23 protein-coding genes and 1 tRNA gene are annotated in these 25,403 nt (G+C 71.9%); 11 read left to right on the forward strand and 13 right to left on the reverse strand.

The annotated features are described in order from the left end of the window. The first annotated feature begins 110 nt into the window (after positions 1 to 110). The gene (locus BH708_RS17390) at positions 111 to 941 is read left to right on the forward strand and encodes a DUF5926 family protein (RefSeq protein ID WP_076810244.1); all 831 of its coding nucleotides are present in this window, start codon (positions 111 to 113) and stop codon (positions 939 to 941) included. Next, positions 938 to 2,575, forward strand: a complete 1,638-nt coding sequence (locus BH708_RS17395) for a glycosyltransferase (RefSeq protein ID WP_076810245.1) — start codon at positions 938 to 940, stop codon at positions 2,573 to 2,575. Before BH708_RS17390 ends, BH708_RS17395 begins: the two co-directional genes overlap by 4 nt. A gap of 79 nt (positions 2,576 to 2,654) precedes the next feature. On the opposite strand, the gene BH708_RS17400 is transcribed toward BH708_RS17395, so the two are convergent. Continuing rightward, positions 2,655 to 4,715, reverse strand: coding sequence for a hypothetical protein (locus BH708_RS17400; protein ID WP_076810246.1), 2,061 nt, complete (start codon positions 4,713 to 4,715; stop codon positions 2,655 to 2,657). A gap of 139 nt (positions 4,716 to 4,854) precedes the next feature. Between BH708_RS17400 and BH708_RS17405 the strand changes: the two genes are divergently transcribed. From BH708_RS17405 to pheA, 5 genes are all read left to right on the forward strand, one after another. Beyond that, complete coding sequence (locus BH708_RS17405; protein ID WP_076810247.1) at positions 4,855 to 5,283, forward strand: GntR family transcriptional regulator; 429 nt, start codon at positions 4,855 to 4,857, stop codon at positions 5,281 to 5,283. Then, positions 5,280 to 5,810, forward strand: a complete 531-nt coding sequence (locus BH708_RS17410; RefSeq protein WP_076810248.1) for a GNAT family N-acetyltransferase — start codon at positions 5,280 to 5,282, stop codon at positions 5,808 to 5,810. Before BH708_RS17405 ends, BH708_RS17410 begins: the two co-directional genes overlap by 4 nt. Positions 5,811 to 5,899: 89 nt before the next feature. Continuing rightward, positions 5,900 to 6,451, forward strand: coding sequence for a GNAT family N-acetyltransferase (locus BH708_RS17415; RefSeq protein ID WP_076811546.1), 552 nt, complete (start codon positions 5,900 to 5,902; stop codon positions 6,449 to 6,451). 544 nt (positions 6,452 to 6,995) lie between these two features. Continuing rightward, entirely contained in the window at positions 6,996 to 8,375 is a 1,380-nt protein-coding gene (locus tag BH708_RS17420) for a DUF222 domain-containing protein (RefSeq protein ID WP_076810249.1), read from the forward strand. A gap of 49 nt (positions 8,376 to 8,424) precedes the next feature. Continuing rightward, positions 8,425 to 9,393 (forward strand): prephenate dehydratase, encoded by a 969-nt coding sequence (gene pheA / locus BH708_RS17425; protein ID WP_076810250.1) that lies wholly within the window; start codon positions 8,425 to 8,427, stop codon positions 9,391 to 9,393. Positions 9,394 to 9,453: 60 nt separating this feature from the next. Here pheA and BH708_RS17430 read toward each other — a convergent pair whose 3' ends face one another. Further along, complete coding sequence (locus BH708_RS17430) at positions 9,454 to 10,662, reverse strand: diacylglycerol kinase family protein (protein ID WP_076810251.1); 1,209 nt, start codon at positions 10,660 to 10,662, stop codon at positions 9,454 to 9,456. A gap of 63 nt (positions 10,663 to 10,725) precedes the next feature. Between BH708_RS17430 and serS the strand changes: the two genes are divergently transcribed. Continuing rightward, positions 10,726 to 11,988, forward strand: coding sequence for a serine--tRNA ligase (gene serS, locus BH708_RS17435; protein ID WP_076810252.1), 1,263 nt, complete (start codon positions 10,726 to 10,728; stop codon positions 11,986 to 11,988). A 94-nt stretch (positions 11,989 to 12,082) separates the two neighbouring features. After that, complete coding sequence (locus tag BH708_RS17440; protein WP_076810253.1) at positions 12,083 to 12,958, forward strand: HAD family hydrolase; 876 nt, start codon at positions 12,083 to 12,085, stop codon at positions 12,956 to 12,958. A 19-nt stretch (positions 12,959 to 12,977) separates the two neighbouring features. Here the strand turns inward: BH708_RS17440 and BH708_RS17445 are convergent, their stop codons facing one another. Both BH708_RS17445 and BH708_RS17450 read right to left on the reverse strand, forming a co-directional pair. Further along, the gene (locus tag BH708_RS17445) at positions 12,978 to 13,934 is read right to left on the reverse strand and encodes an NAD(P)H-quinone oxidoreductase (RefSeq protein ID WP_076811548.1); all 957 of its coding nucleotides are present in this window, start codon (positions 13,932 to 13,934) and stop codon (positions 12,978 to 12,980) included. 14 nt (positions 13,935 to 13,948) lie between these two features. Beyond that, positions 13,949 to 14,926, reverse strand: a complete 978-nt coding sequence (locus BH708_RS17450; RefSeq protein ID WP_076810254.1) for an MDR family oxidoreductase — start codon at positions 14,924 to 14,926, stop codon at positions 13,949 to 13,951. A gap of 106 nt (positions 14,927 to 15,032) precedes the next feature. Between BH708_RS17450 and BH708_RS17455 the strand changes: the two genes are divergently transcribed. Next, a tRNA-Ser gene (locus BH708_RS17455) sits at positions 15,033 to 15,120 on the forward strand. A 16-nt stretch (positions 15,121 to 15,136) separates the two neighbouring features. Here BH708_RS17455 and BH708_RS17460 read toward each other — a convergent pair. Continuing rightward, the gene (locus BH708_RS17460; protein WP_076810255.1) at positions 15,137 to 15,817 is read right to left on the reverse strand and encodes an SDR family NAD(P)-dependent oxidoreductase; all 681 of its coding nucleotides are present in this window, start codon (positions 15,815 to 15,817) and stop codon (positions 15,137 to 15,139) included. Between the two features lie 103 nt (positions 15,818 to 15,920). Here BH708_RS17460 and ptsP point away from each other — a divergent pair, with 103 nt between their 5' ends. After that, on the forward strand, positions 15,921 to 17,639 hold the full coding sequence (ptsP, locus tag BH708_RS17465) for a phosphoenolpyruvate--protein phosphotransferase (RefSeq protein WP_076810256.1): 1,719 nt from the start codon (positions 15,921 to 15,923) through the stop codon (positions 17,637 to 17,639). A gap of 53 nt (positions 17,640 to 17,692) precedes the next feature. Here ptsP and BH708_RS19925 read toward each other — a convergent pair whose 3' ends face one another. The 8 genes from BH708_RS19925 to BH708_RS17500 all read right to left on the reverse strand — a co-directional run bounded on the left by BH708_RS19925 (position 17,693) and on the right by BH708_RS17500 (position 25,346). After that, on the reverse strand, positions 17,693 to 18,061 hold the full coding sequence (locus BH708_RS19925; protein ID WP_157236038.1) for a hypothetical protein: 369 nt from the start codon (positions 18,059 to 18,061) through the stop codon (positions 17,693 to 17,695). Between the two features lie 272 nt (positions 18,062 to 18,333). Beyond that, positions 18,334 to 18,606 (reverse strand): HPr family phosphocarrier protein, encoded by a 273-nt coding sequence (locus BH708_RS17470; RefSeq protein ID WP_076810257.1) that lies wholly within the window; start codon positions 18,604 to 18,606, stop codon positions 18,334 to 18,336. Positions 18,607 to 18,705: 99 nt separating this feature from the next. Next, on the reverse strand, positions 18,706 to 19,848 hold the full coding sequence (locus BH708_RS17475) for a mannitol-1-phosphate 5-dehydrogenase (RefSeq protein WP_076811550.1): 1,143 nt from the start codon (positions 19,846 to 19,848) through the stop codon (positions 18,706 to 18,708). Between the two features lie 14 nt (positions 19,849 to 19,862). Then, positions 19,863 to 21,995, reverse strand: coding sequence for a PTS sugar transporter subunit IIA (locus tag BH708_RS17480; RefSeq protein ID WP_076810258.1), 2,133 nt, complete (start codon positions 21,993 to 21,995; stop codon positions 19,863 to 19,865). Between the two features lie 133 nt (positions 21,996 to 22,128). Beyond that, positions 22,129 to 22,860, reverse strand: coding sequence for a TVP38/TMEM64 family protein (locus BH708_RS17485; protein WP_076810259.1), 732 nt, complete (start codon positions 22,858 to 22,860; stop codon positions 22,129 to 22,131). 258 nt (positions 22,861 to 23,118) lie between these two features. After that, positions 23,119 to 23,949: a DUF1684 domain-containing protein gene (locus BH708_RS17490; protein WP_076810260.1), complete on the reverse strand. Its 831-nt coding sequence runs from the start codon at positions 23,947 to 23,949 to the stop codon at positions 23,119 to 23,121. Positions 23,950 to 24,094: 145 nt separating this feature from the next. Then, complete coding sequence (locus BH708_RS17495; RefSeq protein WP_076810261.1) at positions 24,095 to 24,406, reverse strand: putative quinol monooxygenase; 312 nt, start codon at positions 24,404 to 24,406, stop codon at positions 24,095 to 24,097. 91 nt (positions 24,407 to 24,497) lie between these two features. Next, a complete protein-coding gene (locus tag BH708_RS17500) occupies positions 24,498 to 25,346 on the reverse strand; it encodes an SDR family NAD(P)-dependent oxidoreductase (RefSeq protein WP_076810262.1) in 849 nt (282 codons plus the stop codon). Between the last annotated feature and the right edge of the window lie 57 nt (positions 25,347 to 25,403).

Consider the following 25,403-nt stretch of genomic DNA (forward strand, 5'->3'; position numbering starts at 1 on the left):
TGCCAAGATCGCGGGTGGCACCGCAAACGCAGAGCTCGGCGCTGTGCTGGGGAGGTCCGGCGCCGCGGGGCTCCGTCGGGCACGCCCCGGTGGTCGGTAGACTTCCCGCCATGAGTCCTACCTCGCACGACGCCCTGGTCCTCCGCCCCTTCGAGGGACTGCCGAACGAGCGCGACCTGGTGGCCATGCGTCAGCTGATCCCCGCGGCGACGATGGCCGCGAAGACCACCGCAGAGTACGGCGCGGTCGACGTCGAGATCGCGACCATCCTGCCGATGGCGTGGCCGGCCGTGCGCCGCACCGACGGCTCCGTGACCGTCGGCATCCAGGCAGGGTTTCCCGGCGGCGACCTCTCGCGCGGCATCGGCCAGGCGATCAAGCAGGCCCTCGCCCTCGAACCCGGCAACCCCGTCACCACCGTGACCCTCGACGACGAGGCCCCGCGTCTGCAGGAGATCCTCGACCTGGACGGGGACTTCGTCATCACCGTCCACGAGACCTTCGAGTTCTGGCTCGACCCGAGCGCTGAGCGCACTCCCGAGATCGAGTCGTCGATCCAGCAGGCCAACGAATCGATCATGCCCACTCGCACCGTCGAGGGCCTCCCGCACGCCTACTGGGTCGATGCCGGCCCCAAGGAGCACCTGCGCTGGGTGCTGGAGGCCGACGAGGAGCGCGTGATCGACGCGGTCACGCGCCTGCACGCCCGCCGCGAGTCCGGCATCGGCGAGGACACCAAGTACGTCGGCTCCTTCCGCGCGGAGGGTTTGGCGATCCCGGTATGGGACCTGCCCAAGGGTTTCGGCGTCGAGGGCGTGGAGGCGGAGGCCGAGGAGTTCCGCGCCCGCTTCGTCGAGGCGCTGGAGACCGAGGAGCCGCTGACCGCGCTCGAGCGACGTGCGCGCGGCGGCATCGTGGCGCGGCAGGTGACCCTGCGATGAGCGCAGCGGGGCCGCTGACGGCGCATCGCCCCGAGCGGGTGGCCGTCGTGATCCCCGCCAAGAACGAGGCGGAGCGGATCGAGGCGACCATCGGCGCCGCTCACGCGATCACGGGAGTCGACCTCGTGGTGGTCGTCGACGACGGCTCCTCCGACGCCACCTCCGCGGTCGCGATGGGGGCCGACGCCCTGGTGGTGCGGCACAGGAGCAATCGCGGCAAGGCGGCGGCGATGGCCACGGGCGCGCAGATGATCGCGCTGCGGGAGGGTGCCGAACGCGCCGAGGGCGGGGAGGGATTCTCCGAGGAGCTCCACGCCGAACCGCGCACTCCGGGGCACACCGGTCCGCTGCCGGTGATCGATGGCGATACGCCTCCGCCGCGCGCTCTGCTGTTCCTCGACGCCGACATGGAGGGCTCCGCCACCGCCGCGCAGCCCCTCGTGGACGCGGTCCTGGGTCAGGGCGTCGACATGGCGATCGCACTGCTGCCTCCGCAGGTCGGTGCCGGCGGCATGGGGGTCGTGGTGCGCACCGCGCGGCGCGGGATCGAGCGCGCCACCGGCTGGACGGCGACGCAGCCGCTGTCCGGCACGCGGTGCATCACCCGCGAGACCTGGGACGCCTGCCAGCCGCTCGCTCCGGGCTGGGGCGTCGAGACCTCCCTGACCATCGACGCGCTGACCGGGGGATTCTGGGTCAAGGAGATCGAGGCCGAGCTCCATCACCGCGCCACCGGCAGCGACCTGCGCGGTCGCCTGCACCGCGCCGCCCAGCTGCGCGACGTGGTGCGCGCTCTGGCCCGCAAGCGCCAGGTGGTGCCGGAGGAACCGGCCGACGAGGACGACACCGGGCTGGCATCTGCGGACCTGCCCGATCCGGCCGGCCAGGGCGAACCGACCGACGCTGCGGACCTGCCCGATTCGGCCGACGTGACCGACGCTGCCGACTCGGCCGATCCGGCCCTGTCCTCCCCGGGCCCCCTGGGAGTCGGCGCTGCGGCGGGAAGCCCCGCGACGGGGGAGCCCGAGGTGGACGGCCTCAGGCCGTCACAGGTCGCCCGGACGTGGCCCGGTCGGTCCGATGCTCCCGCGGCAGCGGACGACCAGGTGTCGGCCGCCGGATCTGATGTCGACGAGGCCCACGTCTGGTCGGTGGTCCCCGAGGTGTCGGAGAGCGGGGGATCCGACGATGCGGGCTTCGATGACGCCGCCGCGGATCACGGTGCCGCCGAGGAGGCCGCGGCCGCCCTGCGCGCGGACCGCCGCCGGGAGCGCCTGGCGATCCTCCCCGTCGACGGGGCCTTCTCCGACGACGAGACCCGAGCGATCGGCGACCGTGACATCGAGCTGCTGGACCGTCGTCTGCGCGCTCTGCCGGTGGACGGGACCTTCGCGCCGGACGACGTTGTCTATCTCGTCGACATCGACCTCGACGCCCTCGCCGTGCGGCTGCAGGAGGCACCGGTCGAGGAGCCGTTCGAGCCCGGGCACGCGGTGATCATCGCGTCCCACCTGACGGTCCCGGAGCCCGAGCTGCCCAGCTCGATCCGGCCGCCGCTGAGCGCTGACGAGTACACCTCGCTCGTGGTGCACGCCGCGGTCGACGCCGGCAACACCAGCGCGGACGACGCCTGACCTCGAGTCCTGATCATCGCGGGCCGACACCGACACCGGCACCGGCACCGGGCCGTCGTCGGGCGGACGGGGCGCTGGATCACTGCGGCGCGGCCGGGCAGCCGGCGGCCTCGTCGGCCCTCGCGGGCTCGGCCCCCGTCGGCCGCGGAGCAGGCAGCGCGGCAGGCAGGAAGGCCAACCAGATCCCGAAGATCGCGGCCACCAGCACCGGGCCGGTGTCGTTGACCGCATAGCCCACCCAGGTGCCGACCACGAGCGCGACCCGCACCGCATAGGAGGCGGGATGGCGCTCGTCGAGGGTGGCGAGCCGGTGCCAGCGCAGCCGGCGCGGCATGAGGATCGCGACCGAGGCCGCGAGGGCCAGCACCATCACCACCGCGAGGCCCCAGTACCCGGTGGTCATCGCGATGTTCTGGGCGAGCTTGCGGATGACCACGGAGACCAGCTCCCCACCGAGCAGCTCGTCGATGAAGCGCCCCAGGTGGGTGCGCTGCTCCGGCGGCCGCAGCCAGTCCAGGAAGGACACCCCGAGCACGGCGACCGCCCCCGCGGCGCAGAGCGCGAGCACATGCCAGAACCGCAGGCGGACCCCCGAGACCAGCAGCGCCAGCAGGCCGAAGGCGGGGATGGTGGCGAGCATCGACCCGAAGTCCGCCCCCATCGACGGGGCCACGCACACCCCGGCGACGACCGCGCCGACCACGAGCGTCCACACCACCCGGGCGCGGGGCGTTCGCACCACGGTGAACAGGCACAGCAGCGCCATCAATGCCGCGGCGAGCACCATGCCGAACAGGTGGTTCGAGAGCCCGTAGAAGCGTCCCCCGGAGATCGGCTGCGCCCCCAGCGGCGAGCCGAGCTGGAACCGCGACCCGGTCGCGGACTCCCCGAGGATCACCGCGGCCACCAGCGCGGCCGAGATGCCGAGGGGGCCGAGGCGGTGGCGGCGCCATGGCCCTGCGAGCACGATCACCGTCAGCAGCGCGCAGCCGCCCCAGACCACGCCGGTCAGCGCCGCCGTCACGTTCTCGCCCCGCCACCAGGGGATGATCGAGGCGCACAGCCCCACCGGGAGGGCCAGCGGGGCGATCGCCGCCAGGGCGCGGCCCACGGCGGCCAGGCGCGGCCTCCGGGCGAGGGGCGGGACCAGCACGATCACGATCCCGATCACGCCGAGCGCGAGCCAGGACCCGAGCGCGGGGATCGTCGCGGCGTCGACCTGCGCGGCCGCCTGCGAGCGGTCCACGGCGAGCTGCTGGGGGTCGTCGTGGTCGGTGCCGCGCAGCGGCTGGCCGGGGACGGGTCCGTCGGCCGTGACGTCATAGGAGTCCAGGATCGTCGGCAGCACGTCGGTCAGCACCACCACCCCGTTCTGCTTGGTGGCGCCGCTGGTCAGCGCCTGACCAGGGAAGGCGGAGTCGAGCGCGACCTGGAGGCCGACGGTGCGGGACGCGACGGCGCCGGTGCGCTCGACCTCGTCGGGATCGACCGGATCGGTGGCCGCGACCGAGACCAGCAGCGTGCGCGGCAGGTCCTCGGACTCGCAGCCGCCGGCCACGTCGAGCACGGTGCCGACGCGATCGTCCAGCGCGGCGAGGGCCCGGGAACGGTCGGGATCACCGTGCTCCGGGACGGAGCCGACGTCGACCTCGACGATGGCGTCGGTGCCGAGGGCGTCGGCGATCGCGGGGGCGGCTGCCCCCGTTCCGGCGTCCGAGGCGCCGGTGGCGTCGACCTCGACGGTGTCCACCGGCAGCTGCTCCCACTGGTCCGTCGGCGGCGTGGGGATCCCGGCCGTGCGGGGCGCCTCCCCGGCGAGGCCCCGGTATCCGGTGTGCAGCGTCTCCATGCCCTGGCGCTTCGTGGAGACGACCGAGGTGGAGGTCGTGTTCATGGCCCCGGCGCCGGAGCGGTCCGCCAGGCACTGCAGGTTCGGGGTCGTCTCCGCGGAGACGTCCTCCCAGTTCAGGCCCGCGGTGGCGATGACCAGACGCACCGGGTCCGCAGGAGTGTCCGGCCCGTCGGCCTGTGCGGCGGGGGTCAGGCCCAGCAGCAGTGCCCCCAGCAGCACGGCGAACAGAGCGCCCGGCAGCGCGCGGAGGCGGCGGGCGGGGGAGGAGGCGGCACGGTCCTGGGGCACGGCACGATGCTACGGGCCTGGTCGGGTCGATCCCGGTCGCTCCCGTCAGGATGCGCAGGGCCTCCACCCTTCCCTCACCGCCTTCACGAGATCTGCCGGGCTCGGACGGAGGGCGCGGCGGGCGGCTTATCGTGGACCCATGAACTCCCCGACCCCGCCCTATGAACAGGTCCGCCGCGAGGTCGTCGAGCAGGTCCGCTCCGGCGAGCTGAGGCCCGGCGACAAGTTGCCGGCGATCCGCGTCCACGCCGCTGATCTGGGCCTGTCCGCCGGCACCGTGGCCCGCGCCTACAAGCTCCTCGAGGAGGCGCAGGTCATCGTGACCAAGCGCGGAGCCGGCACCACGATCGCCCCGGACGCTGTCGCCGCGAGCGAACGCTCCGCCGCGACCACGCAGCGCGAGCACGGCGGCACGGCGGACCCGGCCGTGGTGGCGCTGCTGGCCGGACCCGTCGCCGAGGCCCGCGGGCAGGGGCACAGCGACCTCGCGATCATGGCCTCGCTGCGAGCCGCCCTGGCGGGGCAGAACGGCGCCGCATCGGCAGCGAGCGGCGCGTCCCCGGCGTGACGCTGCGCCTCGAACGGCTCGGGCCGGGGCATGCTCCCGCGATCCTGGCCGGCCAGGACGATGCGCTGGCCGAGGAGATCATCGGGGCCCGATGGGAGACCGAGATGCTCGGCGAGTTCCTCGAGCGCGCTGCCCGCTGGCGGGACGAGGGACCGATCCGCGAGTACGCCGCGGTACTCAGGTCCCCACCGGTCGCGGGTGGCCGGCTCCTCGGTGGTGGCCGGCTGGTCGGAGGCGGCGGTCTGAACCTGATGGCGCCCGGTCTCGCCCGGGGGCAGGCGGCCCTGACCTACTGGTTGCTCGCCGAGCATCGCGGCCGGCGACACGGATTCGAGCTCGTCCGCGCACTCGTCGACCGGGCGCGATCCGATGTCCGTATCGCGCAGCTCGTCCTGCGCATCGCCCCGCGCAACGAGGCCTCGCGCGCGGTCGCCCGACGGCTCGGTGCGATATCGGCGGGAACCCGGGACCGCCACCCGGCCGATGCCTCGCGTCTCGCCGACCGGTGGGTGCTGGACCTGCGGTGACGACCCGGGTGACCGGCGACGGGTCGTACCGCACACCGCGCACCGCGCACCGCACACCGCACACCGCACGGGCCTGGCACGATGGGCCGATGCCGCCATCGATCCGCCTCGTCCCGCCCTCCGTCTCCCGCCACGCGGCCTTCGTCGAGTGCCTCGCGGACTTCGCCGGCACGCCCCTGGACGGTGCGAGCATCGCCGACCCCGCGGCGCCGCCCGTGGACGACACCGACTTCATCGACTTCGTGACCGGACGGCTCGCCGAGGAAGATCCCGCCACCGCGCTCGAGGAGCCGCGGGTGCACTGCACGAGCCGCTGGATCCTCGCGACCGACAGGTCCGACGAGATCCTGGGATTCCTCGCGATCCGCCACCGCCTGAACCGCTTCCTCCACGACCAGGGCGGGCACATCGGCTACTCCGTGCGTCCCTCGGCCCGGCGCCGGGGCATCGCCTCGGCCGCCCTCGCGCTCGGCCTGGAGGAAGCACGCGGCCTCGGCATCGCCCCTGTGCTGATCACCTGCGACGAGACCAACATCGGCTCCCGTCGTGCGATCGAGAGGGCGGGTGGACGCCTCGAGAACACGGTGGAGGGAAAGCTGCGCTTCTGGGTCGGCGACGAGGAGCGGCCGGCGCGGCCGTGACCGCGCGGCGGCGATCGGCAAGGCGGTGATCGGCAGGGCGGTGATCGGCGCGGTTCCGCCCGATGCGGAACGCCGACCGGCACCGGGCCGAGGTCTTTCCTCCCCACGCCGAGTCATCCACATTTCTCCCCGATCTCGGCGTCCCTCTTGCCGTGAGGGAACGCACGTTCTAAAATGGGGTCATCAATCGGGGACATGTTCGATGGCGAGCGATCCGGACGTACTCGCCCATCGGCATCCGCAGAAGACTGTCGGCATGGGGGTGGGGAGCATGGGCACCACGGATTCCGCGATGACGTCCATGCCGCTCACCCTCGACCCGCCCACGTCCGACTCGCCCGACGCACCCCGTGCTCCTGGTGCCCCCGCTGCTCCTGAGGCACATGCGACTCGAGCCGCCTCGTCCCGGTCCGCGGCCCCGGCTCGACGTGCCCCGCACCAGCGGGTCCGGGCGCGTTCGGAGCTCACCGCCGAGTCCGCGGCGACACGAGGGAAGCTCGCGGTCGACTCCCCGGACAGGGCCGGCGTGGCACGGTTGCTGGACATGCAGCGCACCGCGTCCCGAGCCCGCGCGGAGCTCCTCGCGCAGGCAGCGGTGTTCTGGGTCGACCCCGACTCCGACGATCCGCGCGAGGAGGCGGACCTCGCCGTCGCGATCGCGCTGCGCACCACCACGAAAAGGGCCGGCAGGCTGCTCAACGACGCCCATCTCGCCACCACGCATCTGCCGCGCACGTTCGAGCGGCTGCGCCGCGGGGACATGCCGGCGGACTGGTTCGACAAGGTCCTCACCGCGGTGCGCGATCTGTCCGATGCCCAGCGCGCGGAGGCCGACGAGCTCGTCGCGGGATGGGACCTCGCATCCATCCCCGCCGACCGTTTCTCCGATGAGCTGCGCCTCCTGCGGGCCTGGTACGAGACCCACGGGGCCCGCCCGGACCCCGTCGACTCCCGGGGCGTGTTCCTGGAGCGCTCGCCCGTCGACGACGGCACGGCATCGCTCCGCGTCACCGGCCCGGTCCCCGAGATCCATGCCCTCGCCCAGCGGTTGGACGACTCCGCGCGAGCCGTCCGCGCCGACCAGCGCCGTGCGCTGGAGGACGGGTCCCCGATCCCTTTCGATCTCGACGGCGCCGTCGCCGAGGAGCAGAAGACCATGGGCCTGCCCGAGATCCGATACGCGATCCTGAGCCGCACCCTGCTGGGGACCGGCGGAGTCGAGGTTCCCGCTCCCGCCCACCGCATCAACGTCGTCGTCCCGTTCCTGACCCTCATGGGGCTCTCCGACGCCCCGGCCACCTATGACGGGACCACCCCGATCCCAGCCCCGATGGCTCGCCGGCTCGCCGCCGGCGAGACCACCTGGTACCGGGTCCTCACCGATCCCTCGAGCGGGGAGTTCCTTCCGCTCCCGGCGGACCAGTACCGGCCCACCGCGGCGATGGTCGAGCACCTCCGCCTTCGAGACCCGGTCTGCGCCGCTCCCGCCTGCACGAAGAACACCTCGGGCAGCGGTGCGGAGAACGACCACATCGAGGAGTTCGACCACGCGCACCCCGCTCGGGGCGGCCCGACGAGCATCGCGAACCTCCACCGCATGGACTGGGGGCATCACAGCGACAAGACCCGGCGTCTCATCGATCCCGAGCGCAACCCCGACGGCTCCACCACGTGGTCGGTCGGCGCGACCGAACGCGCGCGGATCACGGTGCGACCGCGCGGCGATCTGCTCACCCCGCACATCGCCATCGCCCTCACCGAGTCCTGGGACAGGTACCAGTGGCAGCTCGAACTGGACGGGCTCGAGCGCGCCGGGGAATTCGACCGATTCCTGCGAGAGCACGACCCGGACGACCCCGCTCTCGACGACGGGCTCGAACCGCCCACAGGCCCCACCGTCCACGACGGAGACCCGCCCTACTGATCGCCGCGCGTTCCGCTCGACCACGGCCTGCGCAGTACCCTTGGCTCTCATGCGGTACGGATATCTGGGACCCGAGACCACCTTCACCCATCAGGCGCTGCTGCAGGCTCTCGAGGTGATGCCCCGCGAGATCTCCGAGCAGGTGGAGCAGGTGCCGTTCTCCGCCGTCGCGACCGCCACCACGGACCTCCTCGCCGGAGACATCGACGCGCTCATCGCACCCATCGAGAACTCCGTCGAGGGCGGCGTCTCCGGCACTCTCGACGTGCTCGCGGCGACCGACTCCATCACCATCGTCGCCGAGCAGATCGTCCAGGTCACTTTCGTCCTCGCCGCGCGCGAGGACACCGCCCTGAAGGACCTCGAGGTGGTCTCCTCCCATCCGCACGCCCAGGCCCAGGTGCAGGGCTGGCTGCGCGGCAACCTCCCCGACGCGCACGTCGCGACCGCGTCCTCGACCGCCGCCGCCGCGCGGGACCTCGCCGCGCTGAGCCCCGAGCAGGCCCGCGGTCGCGCCGCTGTCTGCTCCCCCCTGGCCGCGAAGCACTTCGGCCTCACCGTCCTCGCCGAGCGGATCGAGGACACCGAGGGCGCCCAGACCCGCTTCGTCCTGGTCACCCGCGAGGGACGGATCCCCGCCCGCACCGGCGCCGACAAGACCACCCTCGTCGTCCACCTCCCGCACAACCGCTCCGGCGCGCTGCTCGAGACCCTCGAGATGTTCAGCGCCAACGGCGTGAACCTCTCGCGGATCGAGTCGCGCCCCATCGGTGACTTCCTGGGGAGGTACTCCTTCTCCCTCGACGTCGAGGGCCACATCGAGGACCGGCGGGTCGCCGCCTCCCTGCGCGCGCTGCACCGGATCTGCCCCGTCGTGCACTACCTCGGCTCCTACCCCCGCATCGACGGGGCGCGCCCCGAGCCGCGCGAGGAGTTCGCCGACGAGACCTACGACGAGGCGCACCGCTGGATCGAGAAGCTCACCGGTATGGTCACCCCGGCGTCCGGCCGCGCGTGACAGCGCCGCTGCCGGCGGCGTCGACAGCGCCGGTGACGCCGCCGCAGCATGGCTGCACGGTCAGGGCTGCGTCGAGTCCGTGCCCGCCGGGACCCGCAGTCGCAGCGACCCCGGGTCGATCCGGGCGATCAGGTGCGTGGCCTCGGCGTCGGTGTCGCCGTCCAGCTGTACGGGCTGAGCCTTCGTGGTCGCGACCTTCACCTCGGTGGCCTGGTAGCGGTCCATCGAGGAGAGTCGGGTCGTCTCGGCGAACCTGCCCCGGGGGACGAGCTTGGGGGTCACGACCTCGGTGAGCACCTGGCTGAAGCCGGCCGCGCCCTTCCACCCGGCCACCACGATCTCCAGCCGTCCGTTGTCCGCGGTCGCGTCCGGCATGAGCACGAAGCCGCCGGGCAGCTTGCCGACGTTGCCCAGCAGCACGGTGCGGGCCTTGTGCGCGTGACGGGTGCCGTCGGGGAAGTCCAGGACCACGTCGACCGAGCGCCCCAGGATCGTGCGCACCCCGCCGAACACGTAGGCGACCCAGCCCAGGCGCTTCTTCAGCGTGTCGTCGGTATGGCCGATCATCTCGGCGTCGGCTCCGAAGCCGGCGATGACCAGGAAGATCTGTTCGGCAGAGCTCGCCGCCTCGCTGATCGAGCCGCCGGTGCGCAGCCAGCCCACGTCGATCTGCTTGTCGTGGCCGGCCAGGGCCGCGGTCATCGCGGCCGAGGGATCCTCCAGCGGGATGTCGAGGTTGCGGGCCAGCAGGTTCCCGGTGCCCGAGGGGATGATGCCCATCCGGGTGTCGGTCCCGGCGAGCACGGAGGCGACCAGGCGCACGGTGCCGTCCCCGCCGGCGGCGATCACCAGGTCCGCGCCGTCCAGTCGGGCCTGGCGCGCCTGCCCGCGGCCCGGGTCCTCGACGCTGGTCTCGTAGAAGACGACCTCCGCCCCCTCGAGGTGCTCGGCGATCTCGCGCACCCGGGTGCGGAACTGCTCGGCGTCGTCGAACTTCGCGGGGTTCAGGACCACGGCGACCTGCTGGACCCGGTCCGGGGAGCTGACCGTCCCGGCGGAGCCCGCAGCGTCGCCGGAGAGCTCCCCGTCCGTGCCGCCGGGGGTCGATGCCTCGCGCATCTCCTTCTCGTGCCTCTCGGTCCTCGCGCGCAGCTCGCCGATCTCCCGACGGTGCCGGGCCAGGTGCCGCAGGGCCACGGCCAGCAGCACGACCGCCACGACCAGGATGATGATCGAGACGATGTTGAGCACGAGGAGGGGCTGGTCCATGGGCACAGCCTACTGAGCGCGGCGGCCGCCGTGACCGCCTCGCGGCGCGGGTACCCTGGAGCAATGATCGATCTGCGGCTCCTGCGCGAGAATCCCGATGCCGTCCGTGACGCCCAGAGGGCGCGTCGGCGAGACCCCTCTGCCGTCGACGCGGTGCTCGAGGCCGACTCCCGCTGGCGCGAGGCGACCGGATCCTTCGAGTCCGCGCGAGCCGAGCAGAAGGCCTTCGGCAAGCAGGTCGCCCAGGCCGCAGGCGAGGAGAAGCAGCGGCTGCTGGCCGAGGTCAAGCAGCTCGCCGCCGACGTCAAGCACCTGCAGGCGGAGGCCGACGAGGCCATCGCCGCCCGGGACACCCTGCTGCGCGCCATCCCGAACGTCGCCGAGGGCGCCCCCGAGGGGCTCGAGGACGACTTCGCCCTCCGCGAGACCGTCGGGGAGAACCCCGCCTTCGAGCACCCGGTCAAGGACCATCTGGAGCTCGCCGAGGGTCTGAAGGCGATCGACATGGCCCGTGGCGCGAAGGTCTCCGGGGCCCGCTTCTACTTCCTCACCGGCGTCGGCGCCCAGCTCGAGCTCGCGATCCTGAACTCAGCGATCGACCAGGCCACGAAGGCCGGTTTCACCCCGATGATCACCCCGACCCTGGTGCTTCCCGAGTCGATGGAGGGCACCGGCTTCCTCGGCGAGCACGCCGACGAGGTCTACCACCTCGACAAGGACGACGACCTCTACCTCGTCGGCACCAGCGAGGTGGCCCTGGCCAGCTACCACAAGGACGAGGTCCTCGACCTCTCCGACGGCCCGATCCGCTACGCCGGCTGGAGCGCCTGCTACCGCCGCGAGGCCGGCAGCTACGGCAGGGACACCCGCGGTATCATCCGCGTCCACCAGTTCCACAAGGTCGAGATGTTCTCCTACTGCCGCATCGAGGACTCCTACGCGGAGCACGAGCGCCTGCTGGACCTCGAGCGCGAGATGCTCGCGCGGATCGACGTGCCCTACCGCATCATCGACACGGCCGCCGGCGACCTCGGCACCTCCGCCGCCCGCAAGTACGACTGCGAGGCGTGGATGCCCAGCCAGAACACCTACCGCGAGCTCACCTCGACCTCGAACACCACCCAGTTCCAGGCGAGGCGGCTGAACATCCGCGAGCGCACCGTCGACGGCCTGCGCCCTGTCGCGACGCTGAACGGCACCCTCGGGACCACCCGCTTCATCGCGGCGATCCTCGAGAACCATCAGCGCCCCGACGGGTCGGTGGTGGTCCCGGAGGGACTGCGGCCCTACCTCGGCGGGCGTGAGGTCTTCGAGGTCACCGCCTGAGATGGCCTCCGCGTCCCCGCTGCGACGGCTCCTGGAGTCCGTGCGTCACCGTCGGTTCACCCGGGTGTCAGACCGTGCTGGAAGACTGGGGGACATGACCGCCCCGACCTCTCCGACGTCCCTGACCGATCCCGACGCGACCCGCACCCGCCTGCAGGAGCACCTCGACGCCCTGGGCGGCGAGCAGCTGCTGGTGGGCCTCGACGTCGACGGCACGCTCGTCGATCACGACGGCGTCATGTCCCCGCCGATGCGCCGGGTGCTGCAGCGCACCGCTGACCAGCACACCGTCGTCATCGCCACCGGCCGCTCCATCGGCGCGACCCTGCCGATCGTCGAGGCCGCCGGCATCACCCGCGGCTACGCGGTGTGCTCCAACGGCGCGGTCACCGTCCAGCTGGATCCGGAGGCCGACGGGGGCCACCGCATCGTCGAGACCCGTTCCTTCCAGCCCGGCCATGCCCTGCGCACCCTGCGCGAGGTCCAGCCCGACGCCCACTACGCGGTCGAGACGGTCGACGGCGGCTTCCACGCCACCACCGGCTTCCAGGACGCCAGCTTCGGCGTCCAGGCGACCGAGCGCCCGCTGGATGACCTCATGGAGCTCGAAGCGGTGCGCGTGGTGGTCCATGTGCCCGATCTGTCCCCGCAGGAGTTCAGCGAGGTCATCGCCGCATCCGGCGTCCACGGCGTGGAGTACTCGATCGGGTGGACGGCCTGGCTGGACATGGCCGCTCCCGGCGTCTCCAAGGCCACGGCCCTCGAGGACATCCGCGCCCGGCTCGACATCGCCGCCGCGCACACCGTGGCCGTCGGCGACGGCTTCAACGACACCGAGATGCTCACCTGGGCCGGGGTCGGGATCGCGATGGGGCAGGCACCGCAGGGCGTGAAGGACGTCGCGGACGTGGTCACCGACTCCGTCTACGAGGACGGCACGGTGCTGGTGCTGGAGGCGCTGCGGGGCTGATCAGCGGTTCCGGGGCTGATCAGCGGTTCCGGGGCTGCGTCTCCGCGACCTCCAGGACCACCTTGCCCAGATGCCCACCCTCGCGCAGCACGTCATGCGCCTCCGCGGCGCGCTCGAGCGGGAATCGGGCATGGATCGGGATCTGCAGCGACCCATCGGCCAGCAGCGGCCAGACCAGCTCGCGGGTGGCCTCGAGGATCTCGCGCTTGCCCTCGGTGCGCCGCGAGCGCAGCGTGGTGCCGATGACGCGGGCGCGCTTGCCCATCAGCATCCCGATCGGCAGCTCGCCGCTGGCCCCGCCGAGGGTGCCGATGATGACCAGACGGCCGTGCTCGCGCAGCATCGACACGTTGTCCGCGAGCGCGGAGCCGCCGACCACGTCGAGGATCACGTCGGCCCCGCCGGTCTCCCGCACCGCCTCGAGCAGGTCGGTGGTGCGGCGGTTCCAGGCGGCGTCGGCCCCCAGCTCCCGCACGCGCGCGATCGCCTCCTCGGAGCCGACGGTGGTCAGCACCCGGGCGCCGAGCTGCCGCGCCAGCTGGATCGCGACGGTGCCGATGCCGCCGGTGCCGCCGTGGATCAGCACGGTCTCGCCGTCGCGCAGGCGCCCTTCGAGCACCAGGTTGGAGACGACGGTCGCGCACACCTCGACCACCCCGGCGGCCTCGACCAGGTCGGTGTTCTCGGGCACCGGCAGCAGCTGGCCCTCGGGGACCGCGACCACCTCGGCGTAGCCGCCGCCCGCCAGCAGCGCCACCACGGCTTCGCCGGTGTCCCGGCGGCGGCCGGAGATCTCCAGGCCGGGCAGCTCGGAGGCACCCGGGGGCGGCGGGTACTTCCCGGCGGTCTGGGCCACGTCGGCGCGGTTCACGCCGGCGGCGACCACGTCGACGAGAACCTCGCCGGGGGCAGGGACGGGCTCGGGCAGGTCCACCGGTTCGAGGTGGTGGTCCTCGGTGATGGCGATCGCGCGCATGGTCACGGGGCCGGTCACTGGGTCACGTCCACGACGGTGCGGCCCCGGGTCTCGCCGGCGAGGATCCGCGGCGCGTAGGAGATCGTCTCCGACAGTCCGATGCTGGTGGTCATCGAATCCAGCAGGTCGAGGTCGAGCTCGTGGGCCAGCGCGTCCCAGGCCCGCTCGCGCAGAGCCGGCGGGGCCTCGACCGAGTTCACCCCGGCGAGGGTCACGTGGCGCAGGATGAACGGCATGACGGACGTCGGCAGATCCATCCCCTGGGCGAGGCCGTAGGCCGCGACCACGCCACCCCAGGACGTCTGCGCGAGGACGTTGGCGAGCGTCGTACTGCCCACGGCGTCGATCGCCCCGGCCCAGCGCTGGGACTGCAGGGGCTTGCCGATCTCGTCGCCGAGCTCGCCACGGTCGATCACCTCGCTGGCCCCGAGGTCACGCAGGTACTCCGCGTTCTCCCCGGTCCGACCGGTCGAGGCCACGACGCGGTGTCCGCGGCCCGCCAGGAGAGCGACGGCGACCGATCCTGCGCCGCCGGAAGCACCCGTGACCAGCACGTCCCCGTCCTCCGGGGTGACGCCGCCGTCCTCGAGGCGCAGCACCGAGAGCATCGCCGTGAATCCGGCGGTGCCGATGGCGGCGGCCCGCTCGGGGGAGAGGTCCGCGGGCAGGCGCACCAGGGCGTCGGGGCGCACGCGGGCGCGGGTGGCGAAGCCGCCGTGCAGGGTCTCGCCGATGCCGTCGCCGTCCAGGATCACGAGATCGCCGGCGGAGTACTCCTCGGCCTCCGAGGCGGTCACGCGCCCCACCAGGTCGATGCCGGGGATCAGTGGGAAGCGACGGACGATGCCCTGGCCGGCGATCGCCATGCCGTCCTTGTAGTTGTAGCTGGAGAAGAGCACGTCCAGCTCGACGGGGCCCGCCAGCAGGGCTTCGTCGGCGTCCTCGACGAGGCGGGCGTCGGCCCCCTCGGCATCGATCAGTACGGCGCGCATGGAGACGCTCCTCTCCTCGACTGCAGGTGCCGCCAGCCTATGCCCCGTGCGGTGGCCGGGTGAGCGCCGCGGCCCCGGTACACTGCCCGGGTGCCTCCGGGCACCGGGAGGGTTGTCAGAGCGGCCGAATGAGATGGTCTTGAAAACCATTGTGCGGTGACCCCGTACCGCGGGTTCGAATCCCGCACCCTCCGCCCGAGATGCCGCAGATCAGCTCCCAGCCGGTCGCCGCCGCTCAGGACGGTGCGAAGCGCGCCTCGGACCGTGCCCAGGCGGTGACCTCCCGGGCCAGTCCGCGGTCCAGGGCGGTCGCCGAGCGTCGCAGGAACGTCGGCCGGCCCCGCAGGGCACCACGACCGTCGGGACCGATGTAGGACCCCGGGGGCAGAGGCTGGGTGGCGGATCACTCAGGTCGATCGACCCGAACGTGTGCGCGTCGGAGGCGACGACCACGACCCGCTCCCGCACCAGCGGCAGCAGGGTCTCGGTGAGGAGCAGGGGAGCGAGCGCGTTGACCGCCATCATCCGCTCGAATCCGTCGGTCGTCTCCTCGCGGCGCCGGGTGACGACCCCGGCGACATGGATCAGCAGGTCGATCCCACCCGGTCCGATCAGACGCATGATCTCCTCGGCGCCCTCGCGCACCGACGACAGGTCCGAGAGGTCCAGGCGTGCCAGGCGCACCGCGTCCGGCCGACCGGTCTCGCGGATGATCCGCTGAGCGACGACCTCGCCCTTGCTGCGGGAGCGGACCGGAAGGACGAGGTCGGCACCCCAGAGCGCCAGCTGCAGCGCCGCCTCCCGGCCGAGGCCGTCGCTCGCACCCGTCATCACGACGGTGTGACCGGTGAGATCGGGCACGGGCAGGTGCTCCCAGTCCATCGCGGTCATCGTGCCTTCATACGGACCGCCGTGGATCGCCCTCCGCCCGCGTAGCATGAGCGTGTCGTCGCTCCCGTCGACACCGCCCGGATCCCCGCAAGGAGAGTCAGCGATGGCCCAGTACACAGGTGTTGCCGTGAGCCCCGGTCGCGTGATCGGCACGATCCGATCGATGGCCCCACCGGTCGCCGAGCCGCCGGGGAACGAGAAGATCTCCGAGGGCGCGGACCCGGCCGTCGAGGCGGAGCGGATCCCGGTCGCCGCGGCGGCCGTGCAGGAGGCCCTGACCCGTCTGGCCGAGCGCGCCCCGGGTGACGGGAAGAAGATCCTCGAGGCCACCGCGCAGATGGCGGCGGATCCCTCCCTGACCCAGACCGCGCAGGGCTTCGTGCTCTCCGGCGGCAAGTCCCCGGCGCGCGCCGTCTGGGAGGCCGGCGACCAAGTCGCCACCATGCTCGAGGGCCTGGGCGGCTACATGGCCGAGCGCGCGACGGACGTGCGCGACGTGCGCGCCCGCATCGTCGCCGAGCTGCGCGGCGAGCAGGCCCCCGGGATCCCGGACGTCACCGAGCCCTTCGTGCTCACCGCGATCGACCTCGCCCCGGCCGATACCGCCACCCTCGACCCGACCCGGGTGATCGCCCTGATCACCTCCGACGGCGGTCCCCAGTCGCACACCGCGATCCTTGCCCGCCAGCTGGGCCTGCCCGCGATCGTGGCGGCCAAGAGCATCCACGAGTTCGCCGACGGCACCGAGGTGTTCGTCGACGCCGGGCTGGGCACCATCACCGACGAGGTCACCGAGGAGCACCACCGCTTCGCCGAGGCCTGGGCCGAGCTGCAGAAGAACCCGCTGACCTACGAGGGCGGGGGAGGGGTCCTGGCCGACGGGACCCGCGTGCAGCTGCTGGCCAACATCGGCGGCGCGGCCGACGCCGAGAAGGCCGCCGCGGCGCACGCCGACGGGGTGGGTCTGTTCCGCACCGAGTTCCTGTTCCTGGACCGCGAGGACGAGCCGAGCGTCCCGGAGCAGACGTCGGCCTATGTCGAGGCGTTCGCGCACATGGCCGGCAAGAAGGTCGTGGTGCGCACCATCGATGCCGGCGCCGACAAGCCGCTGCCGTTCCTCACCGACGCCGACGAGCCCAACCCGGCTCTCGGGGTGCGGGCCTACCGCACCTCCTGGGAGAAGCGCTCGGTGCTGACCAACCAGCTCGACGCGATCGCCGCCGCCGCCGAGCAGTCCGAGGCGACGCCCTGGGTGATGGCCCCGATGATCGCCACCGTCACCGAGACCGAGGACTTCGCGGCCCTGTGCCGGGAGCGGAACCTCCACCCCGCCGGGATCATGGTCGAGACCCCGTCGGCCGCGATCACCGCGGACCGACACCTGGCCGCCTGCGACTTCGCGTCCATCGGCACCAACGACCTCACCCAGTACACGATGGCCGCCGACCGTCAGCTGGGCTCCCTGGCCCATCTCAACAACCCGTGGCAGCCCTCGGTGCTGTCCCTGGTCAAGGCCACCTGCGACGGGGCCCGCGCCGCCGGCGGCGACCCCGAGGCCTTCGGGGAGAAGGCCGCCAAACCCGTGGGCGTGTGCGGCGAGGCCGCGGGTGACCCGGGCCTGGCCGTGGTGCTCGTCGGTCTCGGCGTGAACAGCCTGTCCATGACCCCGCGAGCGCTGCCCGCGGTCGCGAAGGTCCTCTCCACCGTCACCCTCGAGGAGGCGAAGGCGCTCGCGGCGCAGGCCGTCGGCGCCCGCACGGCCGAGGAGGCCATGCATGCGGTGCGCGCCGGGCTGCCGGTCCTGGGGGAGCTGGGACTGTGATGCGCTGACTGCAGCACAAGTGGGCCCGTGCACGTTCGCCTACCGCGTGAGAATCATGGGCAGTCGATGAGCTCGTACGAGAAGTCAGCTTTGTCGTAGGAGTTTCCGGAGCCGGTCGCGTTTACAGTCTGTCGAACACCGCAACCGCGGTCTGAGGCATTCTCGAAGACGGGAATCATTCCCCCGTTAGCACCCCGATCGACCATAGACTCGCACAGGTTAGAGAACGGCCACGGCATCCATCCGCAGGTGTAACCCTTGACCTCACCGTTGTTGCGAAGAACCTCGTTCACCTCGGCGTTGGTGAAGTCGTTGACGAGAGTATTGTAAGCACTCGCCACGGGCGCTCCGACAGTGATCAGGGTGCCAGCGGCGGCAAGCGTTGCGGCTGCTGTCAGTGCCTTCTTGATCGTTCGCATCATTTCCTCTCCATAGAGGGCTCAACTGTGGCCCAATACTCCGGTTGGCAACGCCGAGGCAAACACATTCGTTGCGGCGAGTCGAATTTCGGGACTAAACGAGATGCTTGACGATTCACGGGTATTCCGATATTTGAATGTGAGATGCTAATTAGGGCGCTGTCAAAGAGGCTTGAAAGCGTCCCTGGATGCCAAGTCGACGGTGCTCACATGAAAGCAGGGAAGGGGCGGCAAGCCTATTGTCCTGCCCCTTCCCCTTGAGGCGCCCGCGCTGCTCACTCCTCGGCGTCGAGGTCCTTCTCCAGCAGGTCCGCGAGAGCGTTCACCGACTCATCGGCGCCCTCACCCTCGGCGCGCAGGGTGACCTCATCGCCCTTGCCCGCGCCGAGCGTCATCAGCATCAGCATGCTGGAGGCCTGGACGGGGCTGCCGCCCGGCTTCTCGATGGTGACGGTCGCGGGCTGCTCGCCGGCCGCCTGCGCGAAGATTCCCGCGGGGCGCGCGTGGAGCCCGGAGGCGCTGGCGATGGTGACGGTGCGCTCTGCCATGGTGTGTGCCTTTCGACGGGCCGCCGCACGGTGAGCGGCGGATACTGGGCGCGGTCGTCCGCGCCGGGTTCGTACGGTCTGGGGACGAATATACCGGGATCAGAGGGTTCTCTGCCGGGCCGCGACGCGCTCCCGTGCCGCGGCGAACAGCGGATGGCTCGCGTCGAGGCCCGTGATCTCCTCCGTGGCGGCGTCGGCGTCCTGTCCGCGGAGGATCTCCTGCAGGCGGTCCGCCTCCTCGTCGCCGTCCGGGGTGAAGGCGAGCGCGGCCGCGAAGCAGGCCAGCAGGCCCTCACACCCCAGTCCGCGCTCGGCAAGTTCGGCGGCCGGGCCGATGATGCGGTCGTGGCGCGAGAGCTTGCGCAGCGGGGCCCGCCCCACACGCTCGACCGGATCGGGCAGCGCCTCGTTCGCGAAGCGGGCCAGGACCTTCGTGCGGTAGGCGGCCATGTCGTCCGCGGTGAAGCCGTGCTTGGCGACCAGCAGCGCGGAGGTCTCACCGAGCACGGCCTCGACCTGCTGGGCGACCGACGGATCGGCGATGGCCTCGGCGATCCTCGCGTGACCGGCCCTCCACCCGTGCCAGGCGGTGGTCGCGTGCCCGGTGTTGACGGTGAACAGCTTGCGCTCGATGTACGGACCGAGGTCGTCGACCCAGGTGATGCCCGGGACATCGGGTTCCTGACCGTCGAAGGGCCCGCGCTCGACCGCCCACTCGGAGAAGTCCTCGACCGTGACGTCGAGCCCGGCGTCCTCGGCCTGCACCGGCACGATCCGGTCGACGGCGGTGTTGGAGAACAGCGCCTTGTCCTCGAGATCGTCGCCGGAGTAGTTCGCGCGGATCTCCTGCTCCAGCAGGTCGGTCGCGTTGATCGCGTTCTCGCAGGCCATCACCGCCAGGCGGGGCGAGGTGGCCGGGCGGGCCGCGATCCCGGCGGCGATGTCCGGGGCGACGAAGCGCAGGATGTGCGCGCCCACCGCCGTGGTGACGACGTCCGCCTCGGCGATCTGCGCAGCCAGAACATCGGGGTCCTGCGACGAGTTGATGGCCGTGAAGCCGTCGACGACGGTGGTGGTGGGGTGCTGGCCGACGGTGCGGACCTGGTAGGAGTCCGCCTCCTGCAGTCGGGTGATCAGGGCGTCGGCGACGTCCGCGAACACCAGCTCGTAGCCGGCCTCGTGCAGCAGCAGGCCGATGAAGCCGCGGCCGATGTTCCCTGCGCCGACGTGGACTGCCTTCATCGTCTTCATCGTCTTCACTCCTTCTCGTCGCCGAGGATCGCGCGGATCTCCTCGGCCGTGGTGGCCTGCTCCAGGCGTTCGACCTGGGCGGGGTCGGAGAAGGTCATGGCGACCTTCTGCAGCAGCTCGAGATGCTCGTTGCCGACCCCGGCGATGCCGATGACGAACGTCGTGGAGTTGCCGTTCCAGTCGATGCCGTCCGGGTAGCGCACGAACGACATCGCCGAGCGCGTGATCGAGGACTTGGCGTCGTTGGTGCCGTGGGGGATCGCCAGCGAGTTGCCCATGAACGTCGAGACCGTGGCCTCGCGGTCGTGCATGGCGGTCACGTAGCCCTGGTCGACGGCGCCCGCGGCGACCAGCAGGGCCCCGGCCTCGTCGATCCCGGAGGCCGAATCGGTGGCGCTGCCGGACAGGACGATGCTGTCCGAGGCCAGGATCTCCGGGGAGTCGTCCTTCGCGGCGTCGGCGTCCGCGGCGCGGCGGCCATGGCCCGTGCGGGCAGCGGCCGACGCAGCGCCCGCTCCGGCGGCGGGCTCGGACCCGGGCGCCTCGCTCGTCGCCTCGGCCTCGGGCTCTGCGGCCGCGTCGGGATCGTTGCGCTGCTGGACCAGCTCGACCACCTCGTCGTAGCGCGGCGAGTTCATGAACTGGTCGACGCTGACGTGCACGGCGGAACCGGTGCGCTGCTGGGCGCGGTCGGTGAGCTCCTTCTGGGTGACCACCACGTCCCATTCGTCGGACAGGCTCGAGATTGCCTTGTTGGTGACCTCGACGTCGTCGAACCCGGCGGCGCGGACCTTCTTGCGCAGCACCGTCGCGCCCATGGCGGAGGAGCCCATGCCGGCGTCGCAGGCGAAGACGATCCTCTCGATGCGGCCGGAGTGCCCGGAGGCGTCGGCCGTCGCAGCGGCTCCCGCACCTGCCGCCCCCGCGCCGGTCAGGGCGCCGGCGACCGAGGACTTCTTGCCCTTCATCTGCTCCATCTTGGCGGTGGCCGCGCCGATGTCGCCGTCGTCCTGCGTGCCGATCCGCAGGAGCAGCGCCGAGAGCAGGAAGCTCACCACGGCGGCCCCGGCGATCGCGAGGGCGATGCCCAGGTAGGAGTCGCGCGCGGCGACGCCGAAGATCATGAACACCGAGCCGGGAGAGGCCGGGGCGACCAGACCGGTCCCGAAGAGCATGTTGATCAGGACTCCGGTCATGCCGCCGCCGATCGCGGCGATGATGAGGACCGGCTTCATGAGCACGTAGGGGAAGTAGATCTCGTGGATGCCGCCGAAGAACTGGATGACCGCGGCACCCGGGGCGGAGGCTCTCGCCGCCCCGCGGCCGAAGACGGTGAACGCCAGCAGGATGCCCACCCCGGGTCCGGGGTTCGACTCGAGCAGGAAGAGGATCGACTTCCCGTCCACCCCGGCCTGCTCCAGGCCCAACGGGGTGAGGACGCCGTGATTAATCGCGTTGTTGAGGAAGAAGATCTTGGCGGGCTCGATCAGCAGCGAGACCAGCGGTAGCACATGCGCGTTCACCAGCGCGCCCACACCGTTCGACAGTAGTGTCATCAGGCCGTTCACCAGCGGGGCGAGGCCGAAGAAGCCCGCCACCAGCAGTGCGAAGCCGATGATCCCGGCGGAGAACATGTTCACGAGCATCTCGAAACCGGCGGGGATGTGCTCCTGCCAGAGCCGGTCCAGCCGCTTCATGATCCAGGCCGCGAGCGGGGCCATGATCATCGCGCCGATGAACATGTGGACCTCGGGCAGAGCTTCGAAGGTGCCTTCGGTGTTGCCCGCAGCGATCCACTTCTCGAGTTCGGCGGCGTTCTCCTGGGCGATCAGCCAGTCCGAGCCGCCGATCACCCCCATGGTGGCGATGACGCCGACCACTGCGCCGCGTGCCTCGTAGACCATGCGGCCACCGGTGTTGGCGATCAGCAGCGGCAGGAGGTAGTGGATCATCGGGTCGACGACGCTGGCCAGCGGCTCGTTGGGCGTCCACCCCTTGGGGATGACGAAAGCTGTCAGGATGCCCCAGGCGATCAGCGCCGGGATGTTCGGCATCACCATGTTGGACAGGGAAGTGCCGACCTTCTGCAGGACCACCCGCGGGCTGAAACCGCTTCGGGCCTCGGTCGTTGTGCTCATGAGACGTCCTCGGTGACATCCGGGGACCCGCGAGCCCCCGTGGGCGACGCCGCGCGCCGGGCGACGCGCAGCGGCCGTGCGGGGCCGTCCCCGGGCGTGCGTCAGAGGAGCTGCTCCGTCGGCGTTGGGCAGTCTAGCCGCGAGCGGCCCGCCAGCGGCGCAGCGAGAGCACGGTCAGCACGATGACCACCAGCCAGGAGAGGCCGACCGCGATGCCGTTGAGCATCGTCGGGGAGGCGATGAACGCCCCGATCGAGATCAGGGAGACCTGCCCGGGCAGCGCGGACAGACTGGTGGCGACCAGGAATTCCCGCTGGGTGACCCCGAGCGCCCCGCTGCCGTAGTTCACGGGCCAGTAGGGGATGCCCGGCATCAGGCGCAGCGTGCACACCGCGTAGAAGCCGCCCTCTTCCAGATGCTCCTCGACCATGTCGGCGTGGGAGCCCAGCGATCGCATCACCGTGTCCCGGCCCAGTCCCCGCGCGATGCCGTAGCCGCCCCAGCAGCCCAGCACCACGCCGATCATCGACAGCACCGTGCCGAGGGGCAGCCCGAAGAGCATCCCGGCCGTGACCGACATGATCGTCACCGGGATCGGGGTCACCGCGACGACGGCGTACAGCCCGATGAAGGCCAGCGGACCCCAGGCGCCGAGGTCCGCGATGTCCGCCTGCAGCTGGTCCAGCGAGGGCAGTCGCACGTTCAGCGCCAGCCAGATCATGATCAGGACCACCGCCACCAGGACGACGTTGCGCAGCACCGAGCCCCAGGGCACGCCTCCGCGTCCGCGGCTGCGACCGGGGCCAGGGCGGTCAGGCGTGACGGAGCCCGGGGAAGCGGCAGCGTGCTCGGGGTGATCGGGCATCTGGCGATCCTACGGGCGCGCAGGGCGGTCCGGCCCACTCCGGCGGGGGAGCGGGCTGATCCTCGGGCCGACCTGCCCCTCCGAGACGCTGGCCGGGCATGTCCGCCTTCCCCACCAGCCGTGGGCGGCCGTGAGGCGGTCGTGCCCACGATCACCGGGCGCGACTGGTCACGGCGACCGCCCAGCTGCGGCTCGATCCCACCGACCCCTTCCCGGCCGGCTTCACGCTCTGAGCCGGCGGCCGTCGGGCCGTCTGGCTCAGCGCTCGGTCGGCTCGACCCGTCGTTCGCCGGCGCGCACCGCACGGGGCAGATGGTTTCCCTCGGGCGACCTGGGGCAGGTGCCCCAGACGCTGAAGGCGGACGGGAAGTTCAGCGCGTAGTTCAGATCCACGCGCACGGCGTCGCCGTCGAGCTGAGCGGTCACCTGGCGCCAGTCGGCGCTCTCGGTCCCGGAGGTCACATCGGTGAAGACGATGCTCGACTCGCCGGTCAGCAGCAGCTCGACAGGTCCGCGCGACGTGTCGAGGGTGGCGACGCCGGGGGAGGGGAGCTCCTGGGTGAGCCACGGGAGCGCGGAGCCGACGGTCACCGTGGTGGGCTCCCGGCGCCAGGTTCCGGTCAGCACGGCCTCAGGGTTGTAGGGGAACGTCGGAACGCCGTCGAAGGCGGCCCGCCGCGGGGCCGCTGGATCGAGCAGCCGCAGGCCGATGCGTCCTCCGCGGCGGATCACGTCGATCTGCACGTCGTCGCCGAAGCGGGCCAGGCGCACGTCGCCGGTGCCGGTCACGGTCGCCGTCGTGCGCTCGCCGCGGGTCCGCACGTCCACCTCGTCGGCGGCGGCGAGCAGGGTCGGCTCCGTGTCCTCGAATGCTGCGTCCTCGAATTCTGCGACGAGACGCCCCTCGACGACCTCCCAGCTGCCGGGGATCCCGTCGAGACGCTGCGGGCCGGCCGACGGATCGATCCAGTGCAATCCCACCTGCGCCAGGATGCCGTGCGGGTCGGCCAGGGACTCGTCCCGGTTGCGGCGGAAGGTCCGCCAGATGGATTCGTCGGTGCTGCCCGGGGTGTTCTCGGTGGTGCTCATCGGATGCCTCCTCGATCGGGGTGGTCGCCTCGAGTCTGCTCTCCGAGGGCCTGGTCGCGCGGGCACCGCCATCTGCCGTCACCGCAGACGACGACAGCGCCCGACGGGAACGTCCCGTCGGGCGCCGTGGCGTCGGTTCGTGGGCTCAGACCGCGCCCTGCTCCGCGGAGCCGACGGGGATCGGGGTCATGCGCGTGACCAGGCCGGGCTTCTCGACGAGATCGGCGACGTCGGCGCGCAGGATCTTCACCTGATCGCTGTCGCCGTGCACGTCGAGATCCTCCACGCTCGACCACTTCTCGATCATCGTGATGGTGCCGTCCTCGGCATCGTGGATGGAGTACAGCTCGCATCCCTTCTCGCTCTGGACGGCCTCGATGCCGCGGCGCATCGCCTCGGCGAGCTCCTGCTTCTTGCCGGGCTTGGGGTAGAACACGGCGGTGACGACGACGGTCATGGGATCTCCTCGGGGTGGTGCGTTCCGGTGCGTCCCCATCCTGCCTTCCCGCGAGGGCCGACTCCATCCCGTCCCACGGGCGGGCTGCTCCTCAGCGGAGGCCCACCAGCTCGGCGCTGCGAAGCCATAGGGCCTCGGCGAGCTCGAGGTCGTCGGCCTGGGGGTGGACCTTCGCGGCGGGTCGGTCCTGGTCGTAGTAGCGGCCGGAGGTCCAGGTCGATCCGGGGGTGCCGGTCAGGAACCAGGCGAGGATCGCGCCGCCGGCCTCCGGGCTGCTCATCGGCACGAGGCGGCTGAGCGCCGATTGGTAGATCCAGCGCATTCCGCTCGCGGAGCCGGTGCCGAAGCTCGTGCGCACGATCCCGGGGTGGAAGGCCGCCGAGGAGATCCCCTCGGCATGGAACTTCGCGTGCAGGCTGCGGGTGACCAGGATGTTCGCGAGCTTCGCGTCGCCATAGGCTTTGCGCGCGCTATAGTGGCGCGCGTTGTCCAGGTCCTCGAGGTCGAGATGCCCGAACAGCCGGTGCCCGATGCTCGAGGTGGCGATCACCGAGGCGCCTCCCGGGAGCAGCCGGGGCAGCAGCAGATTGGTCAGCAGGAACGGGGCGAGATGGTTGACCTGGAAGGTCTTCTCGAAGCCGTCGACCGTCGGGGCCCGCTCGCCGAAGACCCCTCCCGCATTGTTGGCCAGCGCATCGATGCCGTCCTCGGCGGTCGCCTCGGAGAGGTCGTCGGCCAGGCGGCGGACGTCGCGCAGGCGGGCGAAGTCGGCGACGAAGTGCTCGGCGCCCACCTCCCGCGCGACGGCGGCGGTCTTCTCGGGGGAGCGGCCGACGAGGAGCAGGCGGTGGCCCGGGCCGGCCAGCTGTCGTGCGGCGGCGGCACCGATGCCGTCGGAGGCGCCGGTGATGACGATCGTCCTGGTCTCCAGTGCTCTCACTCCGTCGATCGGGCGGTGTCCCCCGGGTGTTCCAGGAACTCGGCCAGCAGCGCGCTC

It is taken from the genome of Brachybacterium sp. P6-10-X1, from assembly GCF_001969445.1.
Taxonomy (GTDB): Bacteria; Actinomycetota; Actinomycetes; order Actinomycetales; family Dermabacteraceae; genus Brachybacterium.